This is a genomic window from Bacteroides xylanisolvens XB1A, from assembly GCF_000210075.1.
Taxonomy (GTDB): Bacteria; Bacteroidota; Bacteroidia; order Bacteroidales; family Bacteroidaceae; genus Bacteroides; species Bacteroides xylanisolvens.
In genome coordinates this window covers 5,436,031-5,452,073 of sequence record NC_021017.1, presented here as the reverse complement: position 1 = coordinate 5,452,073, position 16,043 = coordinate 5,436,031, and the positions used below count along the sequence as shown (strand labels likewise).

The window sequence follows — 16,043 nt, the reverse complement described above, 5'->3', positions numbered from 1 at the left end:
TGCTGATCTCTGCCTTATCTTCGTGACGAAATAAAAACGGAATAAAATCATGAAGATGAATAAAACTAGATTATTAGAGAAAATATCTATTCAGTCGGGTGTCTCTTTAGATGAGTGTGGGACAGTGCTCAAAACTTTTGAAAAAGTTCTAAGTGAAGAACTTTCCCGGAAAATATATCGTTATGGCGGATGGATCCTATTATTGACCGCTTTATTTGTGTCTGTAACAGTATTCAGCCAGACAACAGGACGGAAAGGACGTCCGGTGCAGACCATCCGTGGGATTGTTATAGATGGAGACTCGAAGTTTCCGATACCGTATGCAACAGTAAAGCTATCTGAAAAAGAGGGGGCGGGTACGATAACAGACAGTCTTGGTCGTTTCAGTATACCGCAGGTTCCTGTCGGGCGACATACCGTAGAAGCTGCGTTTATGGGATATGAACCGGGCATTTTCAGAGAAATACTGGTGACCTCCGCCAAGGAAATATATTTGGAAATACCTTTGAAAGAAAGCGTGAACGAATTAAACGAAGTAATAATTCGTGCGCGGACGAACAAGGAAGAAGCAATGAATAAGATGGCTACTACCGGAGCACGTATGTTGAGTGTAGAAGAAGCGAGCCGTTATGCAGGTGGATTTGATGATCCCGCACGTTTGGTTTCTGCTTTTGCCGGAGTAGCTCCCAGCGTTTCTTCCAATGGAATTTCTATTCATGGCAATGCCCCACATCTGTTGCAATGGAGACTGGAGGATGTCGAAATTCCTAATCCGAATCATTTTGCGGACATCGCTACGTTGGGTGGAGGAATCCTTTCCTCTCTAAGTTCACAAGTGCTTGGAAACTCTGATTTTTTCACCGGAGCATTTCCTGCCGAATATGGAAATGCTGTATCCGGAGTCTTTGACATGAAATTGCGTAACGGCAACAACCAAAAGAACGAAAATACCATTCAGGTGGGAATTATGGGAATCGACGTCGCTTCCGAAGGCCCTTTGAGCAAGAAACATAAAGCATCGTATATTTTCAATTACCGTTATTCTACAACCGGACTTCTGAATCTTGAAGGAGGAACGATGGATTATCAGGACCTGAACCTCAAACTCAACTTTCCAACACAGAAAGCCGGAACGTTCTCTGTTTGGGGAACGAGCCTGATTGATAAGTTCACCAGTGATTTTGAGAAGAACACAGAGAAATGGGATTATTGGGGCGACCGCAGTGAATCAAGAGACAAGCAATATATGGCAGCCGGAGGTGTCAGCCATCGTTATTTCTTTAATAATGACGCATCGTTGAAGACCACGATAGCCGCTACCTATTCGCAACTCGACGGAGGAGCAACCTTGTTCAACCATTCGATGGAGTCTACTCCTTATATGGATCTTGATTCAAAATATACCAACCTGATATTTACCACTACCTTTAATCGTAAATTCAGTAACCGTTTTACGAACAAGACAGGATTCACCTATACCAATATGTTCTACAAAATGGATCTTTCCATTGCTCCTTATGAAGCCGAACCACTGGAAATTGTATCTCAAGGAAAAGGTAATACAAGTCTGATTTCAGCCTACAATAGTTCATCGGTGGGATTAACAGAGCGTTGGACCCTTAATGCAGGAATCTATGGACAGCTTCTGACTCTGAACAATAAATGGTCTGTAGAACCACGGGTTGGCTTGAAGTGGCAAGCTACTCCAAAAACAACCTTTGCGTTGGCTTATGGAATGTACAGTCGTATGGAAAAGATGGATGTATATTTTGTTAAAACGAAAAGTACAGGCAATCAATCCGTCAATAAAGATCTTGATTTTACAAAAGCACAGCACATTATGTTATCATTCGGTTACAAGATTTCTGATCGCATGAATCTGAAGATAGAACCATATATCCAGTTTTTGCATGATGTCCCAGTAATGGCGGATAGTTCTTACTCCGTACTTAACCGTTCTGATTTTTATGTGGAAGATGCGTTGGTTAATAAAGGAAGAGGACGCAATGTGGGAATAGACATTACCTTCGAACGTTTTTTGGAGAAAGGACTTTATTATATGATTTCGGGTTCTTGGTTTGATTCCCGTTACCGGGGTGGGGACGGTGTGTGGTATAACACGAAGTTTAACCGTAATTATGTGATAAACGGACTCATCGGTAAAGAATGGATGCTGGGAAGAAATAAACAGAATATACTTAGTGTCAACCTGAAACTAACCTTGCAAGGTGGTGATCGATATTCTCCGATTGACTTGGAGGCAACGATGAATCATCCGGATAAAGAAGTGCAATATGACGAAACGAAAGCTTTCTCAAAACAATATTCTCCTATGTTGATTGGTAATTATACTGTCAGTTATCGTATCAACAAGAGAAAAGTATCACATGAATTTGCAGTGAAAGGACTTAACTTTACGGGTGCTAAAGAACATTACGGGCATGAATATAATGTGAAAACTGGAAGAATAGATGTCAGCGACAATTCTACGATATTGACGAATGTGAGTTATAAGCTTGAATTTTAGAGATACGGTATAGAGTCTAACCGGAAAAATGTTTTATCTTCGTCCCCAATAAAGCGTATGACAACTGAAACACTTGCAACAGGTAGTGAATCTACCTTTTTATATCGATTTCTCGTTAGTCCGGACTTACGATGGATGCGGTATTTGGTACTTATCCTGGTGCTGGGGACGATCTCTTTCAATCAGGTCTTTATTATCTTTTTGGATTATAAGGATATATTGGGCGGATGGATTTACACATTTACCTTTCTTTACCTGCTCACTTATGTAGCGGTTATCTACTTGAATCTTTTCCAACTCTTTCCGAAATATTTGTTGAAGAGACATTATCTGACCTATTTGTCATTACTTTCTGCTGCGATGATCGTAGCTCTGTTGATACAGATGTCAATAGAATACATGGCATATTCCTATTGGCCGGAACTCCATGCGCGAGGTTCTTATTTTTCGATGCACATGGTAGTGGACTATATTTCTTCTTTTATGTTATCTACGCTGTGTATGATAGGAGGTACGATGACAGTTCTCCTGAAGGAGTGGATGATTAATAACCGGCGTGTTTCACAAATGGAGAAAGCCCATGTCGTTTCTGAAGTGGAACGGTTAAAAGAACAGATTAGCCCTGAACTTCTTTTTAAAACATTGCACCAATCGGGAGAATTAACGTTGAGTGAGTCGGAAACAGCCTCAAAGATGTTGATGAAGTTAAGCCAACTTCTCCGCTATCAGTTGTATGACTGCAATAGGGCCAAAGTCTTGCTTAGTAGCGAAATTACATTTCTTACTAATTACCTGACATTGGAACAGACCTCCCGACCACAATTTTACTATGAATTTACTTCCGAAGGCGAAGTGAATAGAATGTTGGTACCACCTTTGCTTTTCATCCCTTTTGTACAATATATAGTCAAAGCAATAGACGAGCAACAGATACAGCCTCCTGTTTCATTGAAAACTCATTTGAAAGCGGAAAAGGGTACGATTATTTTCGCTTGCGCTTGTCCTGAAGTAAATCTCTTGTCGTCCGATAAAGGGCTGGAAAGAATCAGACAAAGATTGGATATTTTGTATGGAAGCCGTTACAGATTGTCATTGGCTGTCGGCAGTATATGGCTGGAACTGAAAGGAGGTGAGTCATGAGTAGGGATACCAATCATGGTAATGACTTCAATAAAAATACCACTGACAGAAATATGAATGATAAAAGTGTCACTGCATTTCTATTGAGTCCCCGTTATCGGATATACAGGCATTTGCTGCTGCAATTGGTTGTTGTTTTGATAACAATCAATGTCCTTTGGTATGAGCCTTTACAAACAGTCTCTTTTGGGAGGCGACTGGGCGGATGTCTGGCATATTTTGCTTCTATGAATATGGTGATATATATAAACCTGTATGTATTGGTTCCTTATTTCCTGTTGAAGAATCGTTGGGGTAGTTATGTGTTGATGGCAGTCATTACAAATATAGCAGTCATTACTTTTCTTTCAGTTACCCAAGGTTTGCTTTTTGAAGTGATTCTGCCCGGAAAAGATCCCAATGGTTTTGCCACTTTTATCAATGCTTTTTCGGGCATACTGACCATTGGCTTTGTCATGGCAGGCTCTGCAGCTATCTCATTGTTCATGCATTGGCTACGCTATAACCTGCGTATTGATGAACTGGAATCCACGACTTTACAATCGGAACTGAAGTTTCTTAAAAATCAGATTAATCCGCATTTTCTTTTTAATATGCTGAATAATGCCAATGTCCTGATAAAGAGAAATCCGGAAGAAGCATCCAAAGTACTTTTCAAATTAGAAGATTTACTGCGCTATCAGATAAATGACAGCTCGCGAGAAAGAGTTTCGTTAGCATCGGATATTCATTTCTTAAATGATTATCTGAATCTGGAAAAGATCCGTCGTGATAATTTTCAGTTTACGATGGAGGAACATGGAGAGACAGATTCCATTTGGATTCAGCCGTTATTGTTTATTCCTTTTGTGGAGAATGCGGTAAAGCATAGTTTTGACAGCGAGCATCCTTCGTATGTGCACGTTTCTTTTAAAGTTGATAATGATAGATTAGAGTTTCGATGCGAGAATTCCACACCGGAAGTTGCCGTTAGTAAAGGGAAAGTCGGAGGGATAGGACTTGTGAATATTCAACGCAGATTGGGGCTGTTGTATCCCGGTCGGTATGAACTGAAGCAGATAGAGAATGAAAATAAATATACTGTAATTTTAAGTATAACATTATGAATTGTATTATTGTAGACGATGAACCATTGGCACGTGAAGCCATGAAGCTATTGATAGAAGAATCGAATAACCTTCAATTAATCGGGAGTTTTAATAGTGCGTCCACTGCTTCCGATTTCATGGAGCAACATGTGGCTGATTTGGTTTTTCTTGACATTCAGATGCCAGGGATTACAGGAATTGAGTTTGCACGTACGATTTCAAAGAAAACACTGGTCATTTTTACCACAGCCTACACAGAGTATGCACTGGACAGTTACGAAGTGGATGCGATAGATTATTTGATTAAGCCTGTTGAAGCGGAGCGTTTTCAAAAAGCTGTGGATAAGGCTTTGTCTTACCATTCTTTGTTACTGAAAGAAGAGAAAGAAGCCATCGAAACGGTGGTTACTGCCGACTATTTTTTTGTGAAAGCAGAACGCCGGTATTTCAAAGTCAACTTCTCCGATATTCTCTTCATTGAAGGATTGAAAGATTACGTTATAATCCAACTTAGCGATCAACGTATTATCACCCGTATGAGTTTGAAAGCCATATTCGATTTGTTACCCAAATCAACTTTTCTGCGGGTGAATAAGTCATATATTGTCAATACCGGTCACATCGAATCATTTGACAATAATGATATATTCATAAAATCGTATGAAATAGCTATCGGTAATAGTTACCGCGACGATTTCTTTGAGGGGTTTGTGATGAAACAAAGAGTGTGAGATCGTGATGTAGTATTATTCAATGTTTCTGCATTTTTTCAATTTGAAATATAAATAAGAAGATAAAGTGAAGTGCGAATATATGCAAATATGTTTATTCTTATCATTTGGCATATATAAACAGCCCTCTATCCATCTTCTAAAGACGAATAGAGGGCAGTTGCCATGACGAGAAAAAAGTCGAAGTCTATTGCTTTGCTTCGTTATTTTGTTTCAGAAGAAATTCATCAATTGCTTTTTTAAGCTGGTCTTTAGGCATAGCTCCCTGCATGATTCTCGGTTCCTCTTTCATCGGAATCATCAATAGGGTAGGGATGCTGCGGATACCGAATGCTGCTGCCAGATCTTGTTCTTTGTCCACATCAATCTGGTAGATATCTACTTTGCCGCTATATTCTTTGCTAAGTTCTTCCAGAATCGGGTGCATCACTTTGCAGGGACCGCACCAGGTAGCATAGAAATCTACGATGGCAGGACGGCTGCCTTCAAATTTCCAATCGTTCGGATTGGCTTCATAGTTATATACCTTCTTTAAAAAATCTGCTTTATTTAATGCTACTACTTCCATTTTATTGTCCTCCTTTGTTGGTTCATTGCTTTTTTTATTTTCTCCGCTGTTTCCCGCGCAAGCCGTGGCTGCCAGTGTCAAGACGAAGACACTTAATAAGCTTTTTATCCGTTTCATATATTATCTTTCTTTTTGTTTTTATCTGATGCAAAGATAGGCGATATAAAGGGACCATAAAATAGCAATTTGACAGAAACTCTTGGCAAAACTTCCCTCGGATAGTTATTGAACACTAAAATTTGTCTATTAATCTTTGGAAGATATAAAAATAAGCACTACTTTTGCTGCGATAAAATGAGTATTCACCCTTTAAAATTGATGGAAAGGGTATTAATTATGTTGGAGTTATAATATTTTCAAATTAGGACTAAGTTGTCTCGTCGGGAGGATGAGGCTTTGCAACTTATTATTTTTTATATTGAACTGATGGTTCTTACATTGACCGCAATTCTACTAACAGGCGGCAATGGTTGATTAGTCCTGCAATCACATTTATTATTTTTAAAATTAATCACTTCAATGCGGTGGGAGGGTATTTTATATCCGTATCCTAAGCATTGGTATCACGTGTATTGCATCGTCGTTTGCCGGTGAGGCTGACAGGGAATGTTGTATGCGAATGAAAAAAGAGTATGGGAATACGATTAAAAGATTTAAGTAAACTGGGATACCGGGATAATGTTGCCCGCAGTCTGGTAGTGGACATTGTGAGCAAACATTGCAAATATAACACGAAGGAACAGATTGAAATGACATTGAGCGATATACTCGAGCATCCCGAATCTTACAAAAACAATGAAATATGGAATAAGCTGGCCGAACGCCTTTCGCCGACTATAGTAGCGAAAGAGTTTATAGCTTATGATTTACTGGATGGGCCGTTGATGTATAAAACCTATGGAGGTAAATTTATCGAGACGCTTGCCAAACAACAGATGAACCTGGCTATGCGCTTGCCCGTAACAGTGGGCGGAGCATTGATGCCTGACGCTCATGCCGGATACGGATTACCTATCGGTGGAGTGCTTGCTACGGATAATGCGGTGATTCCGTATGCCGTAGGAGTTGATATCGGCTGCCGGATGAGTCTGACAGTATTCGATGCCGGAGCAGATTTTCTGAAACGGTATGCCTATCAGATGAAAGAAGCCTTGAAAGATTTCACCCATTTCGGTATGGATGGCGGATTGGGTTTTGAGCAGGAACATGAAGTGTTGGATAGGGAGGAATTCCGTCTGACGCCTTTATTGAGGGATTTGCATGGAAAGGCCGTCCGTCAACTGGGGAGTTCCGGTGGTGGCAATCATTTTGTAGAGTTCGGCGAGATCACTTTGCAAGAAAAAAACGTACTGAATCTTCCGGAAGGAAGTTACCTGGCATTGCTGTCACATTCCGGTTCACGAGGATTGGGGGCTGCTATTGCAAAACATTACAGTCTGCTGGCACGTGAAGTGTGCAGGCTTCCTCGTGAAGCACAACATTTTGCTTGGTTGGATTTGAACACGGAAGAGGGACAGGAGTATTGGATGAGTATGAATCTGGCAGGTGATTATGCCCGTGCCTGTCATGAACGGATTCATTTGAATTTGGCGAAAGCCTTGGGGTTGAAGCCTCTCGCTAATGTCAATAATCATCATAACTTCGCTTGGAAAGAGGAAATAACACCGGGACGTATGGCGATCGTCCATCGTAAAGGGGCTACTCCGGCGCAAAAGGGACAAGCGGGATTGATTCCCGGAAGTATGGCCACCCCGGGTTATCTGGTGTGTGGCAAAGGGGTGGAAGATGCGTTGAATTCGGCTTCTCATGGAGCCGGCAGGGCAATGTCCCGCCAAAAGGCAAAAGATAGTTTTACGCAATCGGCTTTGAAGAAGTTACTGTCGCAAGCAGGAGTAACTTTGATTGGTGGGAGCGTGGAAGAAATGCCGCTGGCATACAAGGACATTGACAGAGTGATGTATACGCAGGAGACACTAGTGGAAGTGCAAGGCAAATTTATGCCTCGCATTGTACGAATGAATAAGGAATGATGCGATGAAAGAAAAAGTCTATTTACAAATTACTTCCGGCAGAGGACCTGCGGAATGTTGCCGGGTAGTGGCTTTAGTGCTGTTTAGCTGTGCAAAAAAGAATAAGTATTTAATTAAAAAAAAAGAAGAAGATGATATCAGAGAAATATGGTCGTACCTATCACTATCCGTTCTCTCCCGGAACGACTAGTGATGACCGAATTAATCATACGTATTGGGAAGATATCCAACGGATTAAGACATTGGTGCATACCGAGAAGTTGGATGGAGAGAATAATTGTTTGAGTCAGTGGGGTGTCTTTGCCCGTTCGCATGCGGCTCCCACCACTTCACCCTGGACGAGGCAACTGCGGGAACGTTGGGAATTGATAAAGAATGATTTGGGCGATATAGAAATCTTTGGAGAAAATCTATACGCCATACATTCTATTGAATATCAACGGTTAGAAACGCATTTTTATATCTTTGCGGTTCGTTGCATGGATCAATGGTTGTCATGGGAAGAAGTGAAGTTTTATGCAGCTTTATTTGACTTGCCTACGGTTCCGGAGTTGAAGATAGAACCTGTTTCCGGTTTAACGCCGGAGCTTTTAAAACAGGAAATCATCGATATGTCACAAGACCCGTCTGTTTTCGGTTCATGTGATCCGTGGACGAAAGTGGCTTGTACTCGTGAAGGAGTAGTCAGCCGCAATATCGAGGAATATCCGGTAAGCGAATTTGCGCATCATGTGTTTAAGTATGTGCGAAAAGGACACGTCAAAACAGATGAGCATTGGACGCGTAATTGGAAACGTGCCCCGCTTGTCTGGGAATTGAGTAATGAAAAGGAGAATAATGATGAATTGGAAATTGATAGAAGATAAATCGTGGTGCTCACTCGAACAGCAGTTCGAGTGGGTACGAGAAATGAATGTCGTCCCGCAGGATACTCGTTATCATGCGGAGGGAAGTGTGGCCGAGCATACCCGTATGGTGTTGGAAGCATTGCAGCAGTCTTCTGCTTATCAGACTCTCTGCACCTTGGAGAAAGAAATTATTTGGACATCTGCATTGTTACATGATGTTGAAAAACGTTCGACTTCCGTGGATGAAGGAGAGGGGCGGGTATCTGCTAAAGGGCACGCCAGAAAAGGAGAGTACACTGCCCGTACTATTTTATACCGGGATTGTCCTGCTCCGTTCCATATTCGGGAGCAGATTGCGTCTTTAGTCCGGTATCACGGATTGCCTGTTTGGCTGATGGAGAAGTCGGATTCTGTAAAGAAACTCTGTGAAGCTTCTTTACGGGTAGATACTTCATTACTGAAAATGTTGGCTGAAGCTGACGTCAGAGGACGTATTTGTGAAGATAAGAATGGGTTGTTGGAAGCTGTGGAACTGTTTGAGATTTTCTGCCGTGAACAAGATTGTTGGAGTAAACCGAGAGAGTTTGCCACAGATTATGCACGCTTTCATTACTTCCATGCAGAAGGCAGTTATATTGATTATATCCCTCACGAACAGTTTAAATGTGAAGTGACGATGTTGTCAGGACTTCCGGGAATGGGGAAAGACTATTATATTCAGTCTGCTGGCATGGATATGCCGGTGGTGAGCTTGGATGCCATTCGTCGCAAGTACAAATTGAGTCCCACGGATAAGTCGGCGAATGGACGGGTAGTGCAAATGGCGAAGGAAGAAGCCAGAACGTATCTTCGCAAAGGACAGGATTTTGTTTGGAATGCTACTAACATAACTCGTCAGATGCGTGCCCAACTGATTGATCTGTTTGTTGATTATGGTGCAAAAGTGAAGATAGTCTATCTGGAACAGCCATATCACACTTGGCGTCAACAAAATAAAAGCAGGGAATATGCACTTCCTGAATCTGTATTGGATAAGATGTTGGATAAACTGGAGGTTCCTCAACTGACGGAAGCGCATGAAGTGGTATATCATGTGGTATAAGTAACTTATAGAACTTATACAAATAATGACCGAATAGTTTCAAAATATGTTTCAAGCCTTGAAACAGTTCGTTTCTCGGTGTGAAACACTTTGTTTCAATGCTTGAAACGCTTTGTTTCCCGGTGTGAAACACTTTGTCCCAAGTAATGAAACAAAGTGGAACTACTGTTAACCGGAAATTTTCCAATGAGTAATTACGAGGCAGGTTGAAAGTAACCGTTTACCCTCCCACCTGTAACCATGATGAATAAGCGGTTTGAGCTAATAGGGAGAGGGTGTGAGGGTAAAGACATCGTAAACTTATTAGAGATATCTTTGGGGTAATCAACTGAAAATATAAACAATAATTCCGGTAATCGCCACATACACCAACGCATAAGGAATAGCCGCTTTCAGTATTTCACCTTCTTTTCCCTGTTGGTTTCCCGCAGAAGTAGCAATGGCAATACTTTGCGGAGAGATAATCTTACCACCTGTAGCACCTACTGTATTTGCAGCGGACAGCCAATCCGGGCTGACATGAATTTGCCCTGCAACACTTGCTTGCAACTTTCCGAAAAGGATATTGGAAGAGGTGTCGCTTCCGGTGATAAACGTTCCCAGACAACCGATGACCGGAGCAAACAGTGGATACAAACTTCCCGTAGCCGTAGCCAGTGCCGTGGCAATCACAGCAATCATTCCGGCACTATCCATAATTGTGGATAATCCCACAAGGCAGATCACGGTGATGAATGTTTTCTTTAATTGCTTCACTGTATTCCAAAGAACGATGAACAGGTCTTTTACTTTAGCTCCTTGAATTAATCCACCGATAAAAGTTCCGATGAAAAGCAATACCCCGGCATGAGTTAGCCAGGAAATGGTATAATTGACGGTGGAAGCATTGATGGGCAAACTGATTCGGGTTATCCAGTTATTCTCTAATGTATGACGCAATTCCGGGAAGAGGGGACTGGTCAGGATGATTAAAAATAGAATCAGCAAATAGATGCTCCATGCATTCAGTATATCTTTTGTTCTCAGATGGCTTTTCCGTGCTTTCTCTTCTTTAGAGGCAGTCAGTTTTCCATAAAGAACAATCACGATAATCGAAAGAATACTGCCGATAATGGCCGGAGATTCAGCACCCATGTACTTGGCAGCCAGATATTGGCTGACTAAAGAAACTCCGCCTACTAATAAGGCAAGAAATATATTTTTGGGAAGCGATTTAAGTTTGGAGTCAGTAAGGAAAAGCAAAACTAGCGGAATCAGGAACATCAAAACGGATAACTGCAATACGACATTCGTGCTAAGATGCAATACATCCAAATTCGTTTCTTTGGCTAGTACCAATACCGGAGTTCCGATCGCTCCGAAAGCTGTGGCTACACTGTTGGCAATCAAACTTACGGTTGCCGAAAAGATAGGCTTAAATCCCAGACTGATAAGAATGGCTGCCGGAATGGCAACTGCTGTCCCGAAGCCGGCCATCGCTTCCAGTAGTCCCCCGAATCCCCAAGTCAGTAATAACACCTGAATACTTTTATCGGTAGAAATAGAAGCGAATTGCTGTTTGATAATCTCCATCTTTTTTGTTTTCAACAATACGTTATAACTGAAAATAGCCATCAGGATAATGATTAAGATAGGAGAGACGGCTTTTAACGCCCCATATAAAAAGGAGTAAAACAGATTGTCTACTGAAAAAGCGAAGCCGAAAATAGCAATCAGCATCGTCACGATCAGAGAAATGATACTACTTTTGTCACCCGGCATTTTAAAGAATGCCATTAATATAATCAACAGTAACACCGGAATAATAGCAAGGATCAAGGTCATAATTATCAGATTTAAAAAGTGGAACGTCGTTTATTATTGATATAACAAACAAACGTCCCACTTTGGTCGGGTGAATAAAAAGATTTTTCTGTTTATTTCATTTTCACGCTAAGAATTTGTTGTAATTGTTTTAAGTTGGCCAGCGCAGCTTCGTTACCTAGCTTTGCTGCCTTTCGGATAGCTGTTGGCTACCTGATACATTTCGTTCAGACTAAGGTATTTCGGATTTTCCCTGATAATGATGCGGCCTTGTTCAACATCGAAGTTGACAACGGTATAGGTTTTATTAAAAATGATAAGCGATAAACAGAAAAGCGGGGAAGTTTGTTGTCGCAACCTGCAAAAAAAGCTCCCTAAATAAATGGATAAAGATGTTTTAAGGCATAAATGCTAACATTTTCCACACATGAGGCGTTCATTATATAAAAGTACTTTGTGTAATCAATATGACAATGATTTCATATATTACTGTTTATTTTTACACACACATACAACTTTAATAACTACAGCCTATGAAAGAGCTTATTAACAACCTGGAAGAACTGAACAGGAAAGCAGAAAAAGGCGGCGGAGACGCTCGCATTGAAAAACAACATTCTGTGGGAAAACTGACCGCCCGTGAACGCATCGATTTATTATTGGAGAAAGGTTCGTTTATCGAACTGGATAAGTTGGTAACCCATCGGTGTACCGATTTCGGTATGGAAAAGCAGAAATTTGCCGGAGACGGGGTAGTGACGGGATACGGTATGATTGGCAAGCGCCTGGTTTATGTCTTTGCACAGGATTTCACCGTATTTGGTGGAGCTCTTTCGGAAACGCACGCTAAGAAAATTTGTAAAGTGATGGACATGGCTATGCAAATGGGAGCACCCATCATCGGACTGAACGACTCTGGCGGTGCACGAATTCAGGAAGGGGTACGTTCTTTGGCCGGATATGCCGAGATATTCCTGCGCAACTCTATGGCATCCGGAGTGATTCCGCAGATTAGTGCGATCATGGGCCCATGTGCCGGAGGTGCGGTTTATTCTCCTGCATTGACAGATTTTATCCTGATGGTGAAAAATTCCGGTTATATGTTTATTACAGGACCGGATGTGGTGAGAAGTGTGACACAGGAAGAAGTCACTAAAGAGGAACTCGGCGGAGTAGGCGTACACATGACAAAGTCCGGTGTAGCTCATCTTTCTGCGGAGAATGATATTGAGTGTATTAATTATATTCGTGAATTGATTTCCTATCTGCCGGGAAATAATATGGAAGAGCCTCCGTTTGTAGCTACAAACGATTCGCCGACCCGTCTGACTCCGGAACTGGCTAATTTGATTCCAACCAATCCGAATCAGCCGTATAATATAAAAGAAATGATTGAAGCAGTGGCTGATGATAATAGTTTCTTCGAACTTCAGGCAGAGTATGCTGCGAATATTGTGACCGGCTATATCCGGCTGAATGGAAAAACAGTGGGAGTGGTGGCTAATCAGCCATTGGTACTTGCAGGCACGCTGGATATTAACGCATCTGTCAAAGCTGCCCGTTTTGTCCGCTTCTGCGATGCTTTCAATATCCCTTTACTGACACTGGTAGATGTGCCGGGATTCCTTCCGGGAATCGATCAGGAATATGGCGGAATTATTCGTAACGGGGCAAAATTGCTTTATGCTTATTGTGAGGCTACAGTGCCGAAAGTTACGGTTATCACCCGCAAAGCATACGGTGGCGCTTATGATGTGATGAGCTCCAAGCATATCCGCGGAGATGTCAATCTTGCTTTTCCTACTGCCGAAATAGCTGTGATGGGACCGGATGGAGCTGTGAATATTCTTTTCCGTAAGGATATAGATAAGGCCGGAAACCCCGAAGAAAAACGGAAAGAACTTCAGGATGATTATCGCGGGAAGTTTGCCAATCCTTACCGGGCGGCGGAATTGGGATATGTGGATGAAGTGATTGAACCGGCGGTAACCCGTTTGCGGTTGATTCGAAGTTTCGAGATGCTTGCCAACAAACGGCAGTCTAATCCTCCTAAGAAACATTCGAATCTTCCGCTTTAATAAGTTGAGAGTGGAGAGTTGAGAATGGAGAGTGTTCATTAAAAGAATAAAAAGATTATGATAAAGAAAATATTAGTAGCCAACCGCGGTGAAATAGCGATGCGAATCTTCCGTACCTGTCGGGTGATGAATATCGCAACGGTGGCTGTTTATACCCATGTAGACCGCGGAGCTTTGCATGTACGTTATGCAGAAGAAGCCTATTGCATCTCCGAATCGCCCGAAGATACTTCCTACCTGAAGCCGGAATTGATCTTGTCCATTGCTAAAAAGACCGGTGCTGCTATTCATCCGGGATATGGTTTCTTGTCGGAGAATGCGGATTTTGCCCGCCGTTGTGAAGAAGAAGGAGTGATTTTTATCGGACCGAGTGCGGACATTATTTCCAAAATGGGAATCAAGACAGAAGCCCGCAAGATTATGCGTGAAGCAGGATTACCCATTGTTCCCGGAACCGAAACACCTGTGCAGGGGATTGATGAAGTGAAGAAGGTGGCTAATGAAGTCGGCTATCCCATTATGCTGAAAGCACTTGCCGGAGGTGGAGGAAAAGGAATGCGTTTGGTACGTACGGAAGAAGAAGTGGAAACGGCTCTTCGTTTGTCACAATCCGAAGCAGGGACCTCTTTTGGCAATGATGCGGTATATATTGAGAAATACATCGAGAACCCGCATCATATCGAAGTTCAGATCATGGGAGATAAATATGGCAATGTGGTCCACCTTTACGAACGTGAATGTTCTATTCAGCGCCGTAATCAAAAAGTGATAGAGGAAAGTCCTTCTCCTTTTGTGAAAGAAGAGACGAGAAAGAAAATGTTGAAGGTTGCTGTGGAAGCCTGTAAGAAAATAGGTTATTACAGTGCCGGGACATTGGAGTTTATGATGGATAAAGACCAAAACTTCTACTTCCTCGAGATGAATACCCGTTTGCAGGTAGAACATCCTGTGACGGAGGAATGTACGGGAGTTGACCTGGTTCGGGATATGATAACAGTTGCCGCCGGAAATCCGTTGCCTTATAAACAGGATGATATTCAGTTTAGCGGAGCAGCTATCGAATGTCGTATTTATGCGGAAGATCCGGAGAATAACTTCATACCTTCTCCCGGGGTGATTACTGTTCGTGAAGCTCCCGAAGGGCGTAACCTGCGTCTTGACAGTGCCGCTTATGCCGGATTTGAAGTCTCTCTGCATTATGACCCGATGATTGCCAAGCTATGTTGTTGGGGACGTACCCGTGCTTCTGCCATTTCCAATATGGCACGTGCTTTGCGCGAGTATAAGATTTTGGGAATTAAAACAACAATTCCTTTCCATCAACGTGTATTGAAGAATGCAGCTTTCCTGAAAGGCGAATATGATACAACGTTTATTGATACGCGCTTTGATAAGGAAGATCTGAAACGCCGTCAGAATACCGATCCGACAGTGGCTGTCATTGCTGCCGCAGTGAGACACTACGAACGGGAGAAAGAAGCGGCTTCCCGTGCCACAACGCTTCCGGTGGTAGGCGAATCGCTCTGGAAGTATTATGGTAAGTTGCAGATGACTGCTAATAATTATTGATGTAAGACTAAAAAATAACAGAACAGATTATGGGTACAACATTAGCTACATATTACGCCAAGCTCCAGGACATGCCGGATAGTGAATATAAGGTGGAAATACTGGAGGACGGACCAATCAAGAAGATTGCAGTCAATGGTAAGATATATGAGGTCGATTATAACATGGGTGGCGACTCTATCCATTCAATTATCATCGATCACCACTCGCATGGAGTGCAGATTTCTCCCTCTTCCAATAATTCATATACAATCATGAATAAAGGGGAGCTTTATCAGATTGAATTGCAGGGAGAAATGGAGAAGATACATAATGCCCGCACTGCTGCTGAGTCTGTAGGACGTCAGGTAGTACAGGCACCGATGCCGGGAGTAATACTGAAGACGTATGTAAAGAAAGGAGATAGTGTGAAACGTGGCGATCCGCTTTGCGTATTGGTGGCAATGAAGATGGAGAATGAGATACGTTCGGTGACGGATGGAGTAGTTAAAGAGGTATTTGTGGAAGATGGCATGAAGGTGGGATTGAACGACCGGATCATGGTAATTGAATGATTCTC

Annotated in this window: 12 protein-coding genes; 10 read left to right on the top strand and 2 right to left on the bottom strand. The window is 42.2% G+C overall.

The annotated features are described in order from the left end of the window. Positions 1 to 49 precede the first annotated feature (49 nt). Genes BXY_RS21440 through BXY_RS21425 form a run of 4 tightly spaced genes read left to right on the top strand, consistent with a single transcriptional unit; the run spans position 50 to position 5,486 of the window. The gene (locus BXY_RS21440; RefSeq protein WP_015532951.1) at positions 50 to 2,527 is read left to right on the top strand and encodes a TonB-dependent receptor; all 2,478 of its coding nucleotides are present in this window, start codon (positions 50 to 52) and stop codon (positions 2,525 to 2,527) included. Positions 2,528 to 2,584: 57 nt separating this feature from the next. Further along, positions 2,585 to 3,667 carry a sensor histidine kinase gene (locus BXY_RS21435; RefSeq protein ID WP_195436012.1) on the top strand — a complete coding sequence of 361 codons (1,083 nt, stop codon included), beginning with the start codon at positions 2,585 to 2,587 and terminating at the stop codon, positions 3,665 to 3,667. Then, on the top strand, positions 3,664 to 4,773 hold the full coding sequence (locus tag BXY_RS21430; protein ID WP_008644740.1) for a sensor histidine kinase: 1,110 nt from the start codon (positions 3,664 to 3,666) through the stop codon (positions 4,771 to 4,773). The genes BXY_RS21435 and BXY_RS21430 overlap by 4 nt, the downstream gene beginning before the upstream one ends. After that, a complete protein-coding gene (locus BXY_RS21425; RefSeq protein WP_015532949.1) occupies positions 4,770 to 5,486 on the top strand; it encodes a LytR/AlgR family response regulator transcription factor in 717 nt (238 codons plus the stop codon). Before BXY_RS21430 ends, BXY_RS21425 begins: the two co-directional genes overlap by 4 nt. 187 nt (positions 5,487 to 5,673) lie before the next feature. On the opposite strand, the gene trxA is transcribed toward BXY_RS21425, so the two are convergent. After that, positions 5,674 to 6,171, bottom strand: coding sequence for a thioredoxin (trxA, locus tag BXY_RS21420; protein ID WP_008025658.1), 498 nt, complete (start codon positions 6,169 to 6,171; stop codon positions 5,674 to 5,676). Between the two features lie 515 nt (positions 6,172 to 6,686). Here trxA and BXY_RS21415 point away from each other — a divergent pair. The 3 genes from BXY_RS21415 (at position 6,687) to BXY_RS21400 (ending at position 10,034) form a co-directional block, all read left to right on the top strand. Next, positions 6,687 to 8,084, top strand: a complete 1,398-nt coding sequence (locus BXY_RS21415; protein ID WP_015532948.1) for an RtcB family protein — start codon at positions 6,687 to 6,689, stop codon at positions 8,082 to 8,084. A 131-nt stretch (positions 8,085 to 8,215) separates the two neighbouring features. Continuing rightward, on the top strand, positions 8,216 to 8,950 hold the full coding sequence (locus BXY_RS21405; protein ID WP_008019617.1) for an RNA ligase family protein: 735 nt from the start codon (positions 8,216 to 8,218) through the stop codon (positions 8,948 to 8,950). Beyond that, on the top strand, positions 8,925 to 10,034 hold the full coding sequence (locus BXY_RS21400) for an AAA family ATPase (RefSeq protein WP_009039895.1): 1,110 nt from the start codon (positions 8,925 to 8,927) through the stop codon (positions 10,032 to 10,034). The genes BXY_RS21405 and BXY_RS21400 overlap by 26 nt, the downstream gene beginning before the upstream one ends. A 324-nt stretch (positions 10,035 to 10,358) precedes the next feature. Here BXY_RS21400 and BXY_RS21395 read toward each other — a convergent pair whose 3' ends face one another. After that, positions 10,359 to 11,858: an L-lactate permease gene (locus BXY_RS21395; protein WP_015532946.1), complete on the bottom strand. Its 1,500-nt coding sequence runs from the start codon at positions 11,856 to 11,858 to the stop codon at positions 10,359 to 10,361. Between the two features lie 512 nt (positions 11,859 to 12,370). On the opposite strand from BXY_RS21395, the gene BXY_RS21385 reads away from it, so the two are divergent. Genes BXY_RS21385 through BXY_RS21375 form a run of 3 tightly spaced genes read left to right on the top strand, consistent with a single transcriptional unit; the run spans position 12,371 to position 16,038 of the window. Beyond that, complete coding sequence (locus BXY_RS21385) at positions 12,371 to 13,915, top strand: acyl-CoA carboxylase subunit beta (protein ID WP_015532945.1); 1,545 nt, start codon at positions 12,371 to 12,373, stop codon at positions 13,913 to 13,915. A 57-nt stretch (positions 13,916 to 13,972) separates the two neighbouring features. Beyond that, positions 13,973 to 15,484 carry an acetyl-CoA carboxylase biotin carboxylase subunit gene (accC, locus tag BXY_RS21380; RefSeq protein ID WP_004314804.1) on the top strand — a complete coding sequence of 504 codons (1,512 nt, stop codon included), beginning with the start codon at positions 13,973 to 13,975 and terminating at the stop codon, positions 15,482 to 15,484. Between the two features lie 29 nt (positions 15,485 to 15,513). Continuing rightward, positions 15,514 to 16,038 carry a biotin/lipoyl-containing protein gene (locus tag BXY_RS21375; RefSeq protein ID WP_004314803.1) on the top strand — a complete coding sequence of 175 codons (525 nt, stop codon included), beginning with the start codon at positions 15,514 to 15,516 and terminating at the stop codon, positions 16,036 to 16,038. The last annotated feature ends 5 nt before the right edge of the window (positions 16,039 to 16,043 follow it).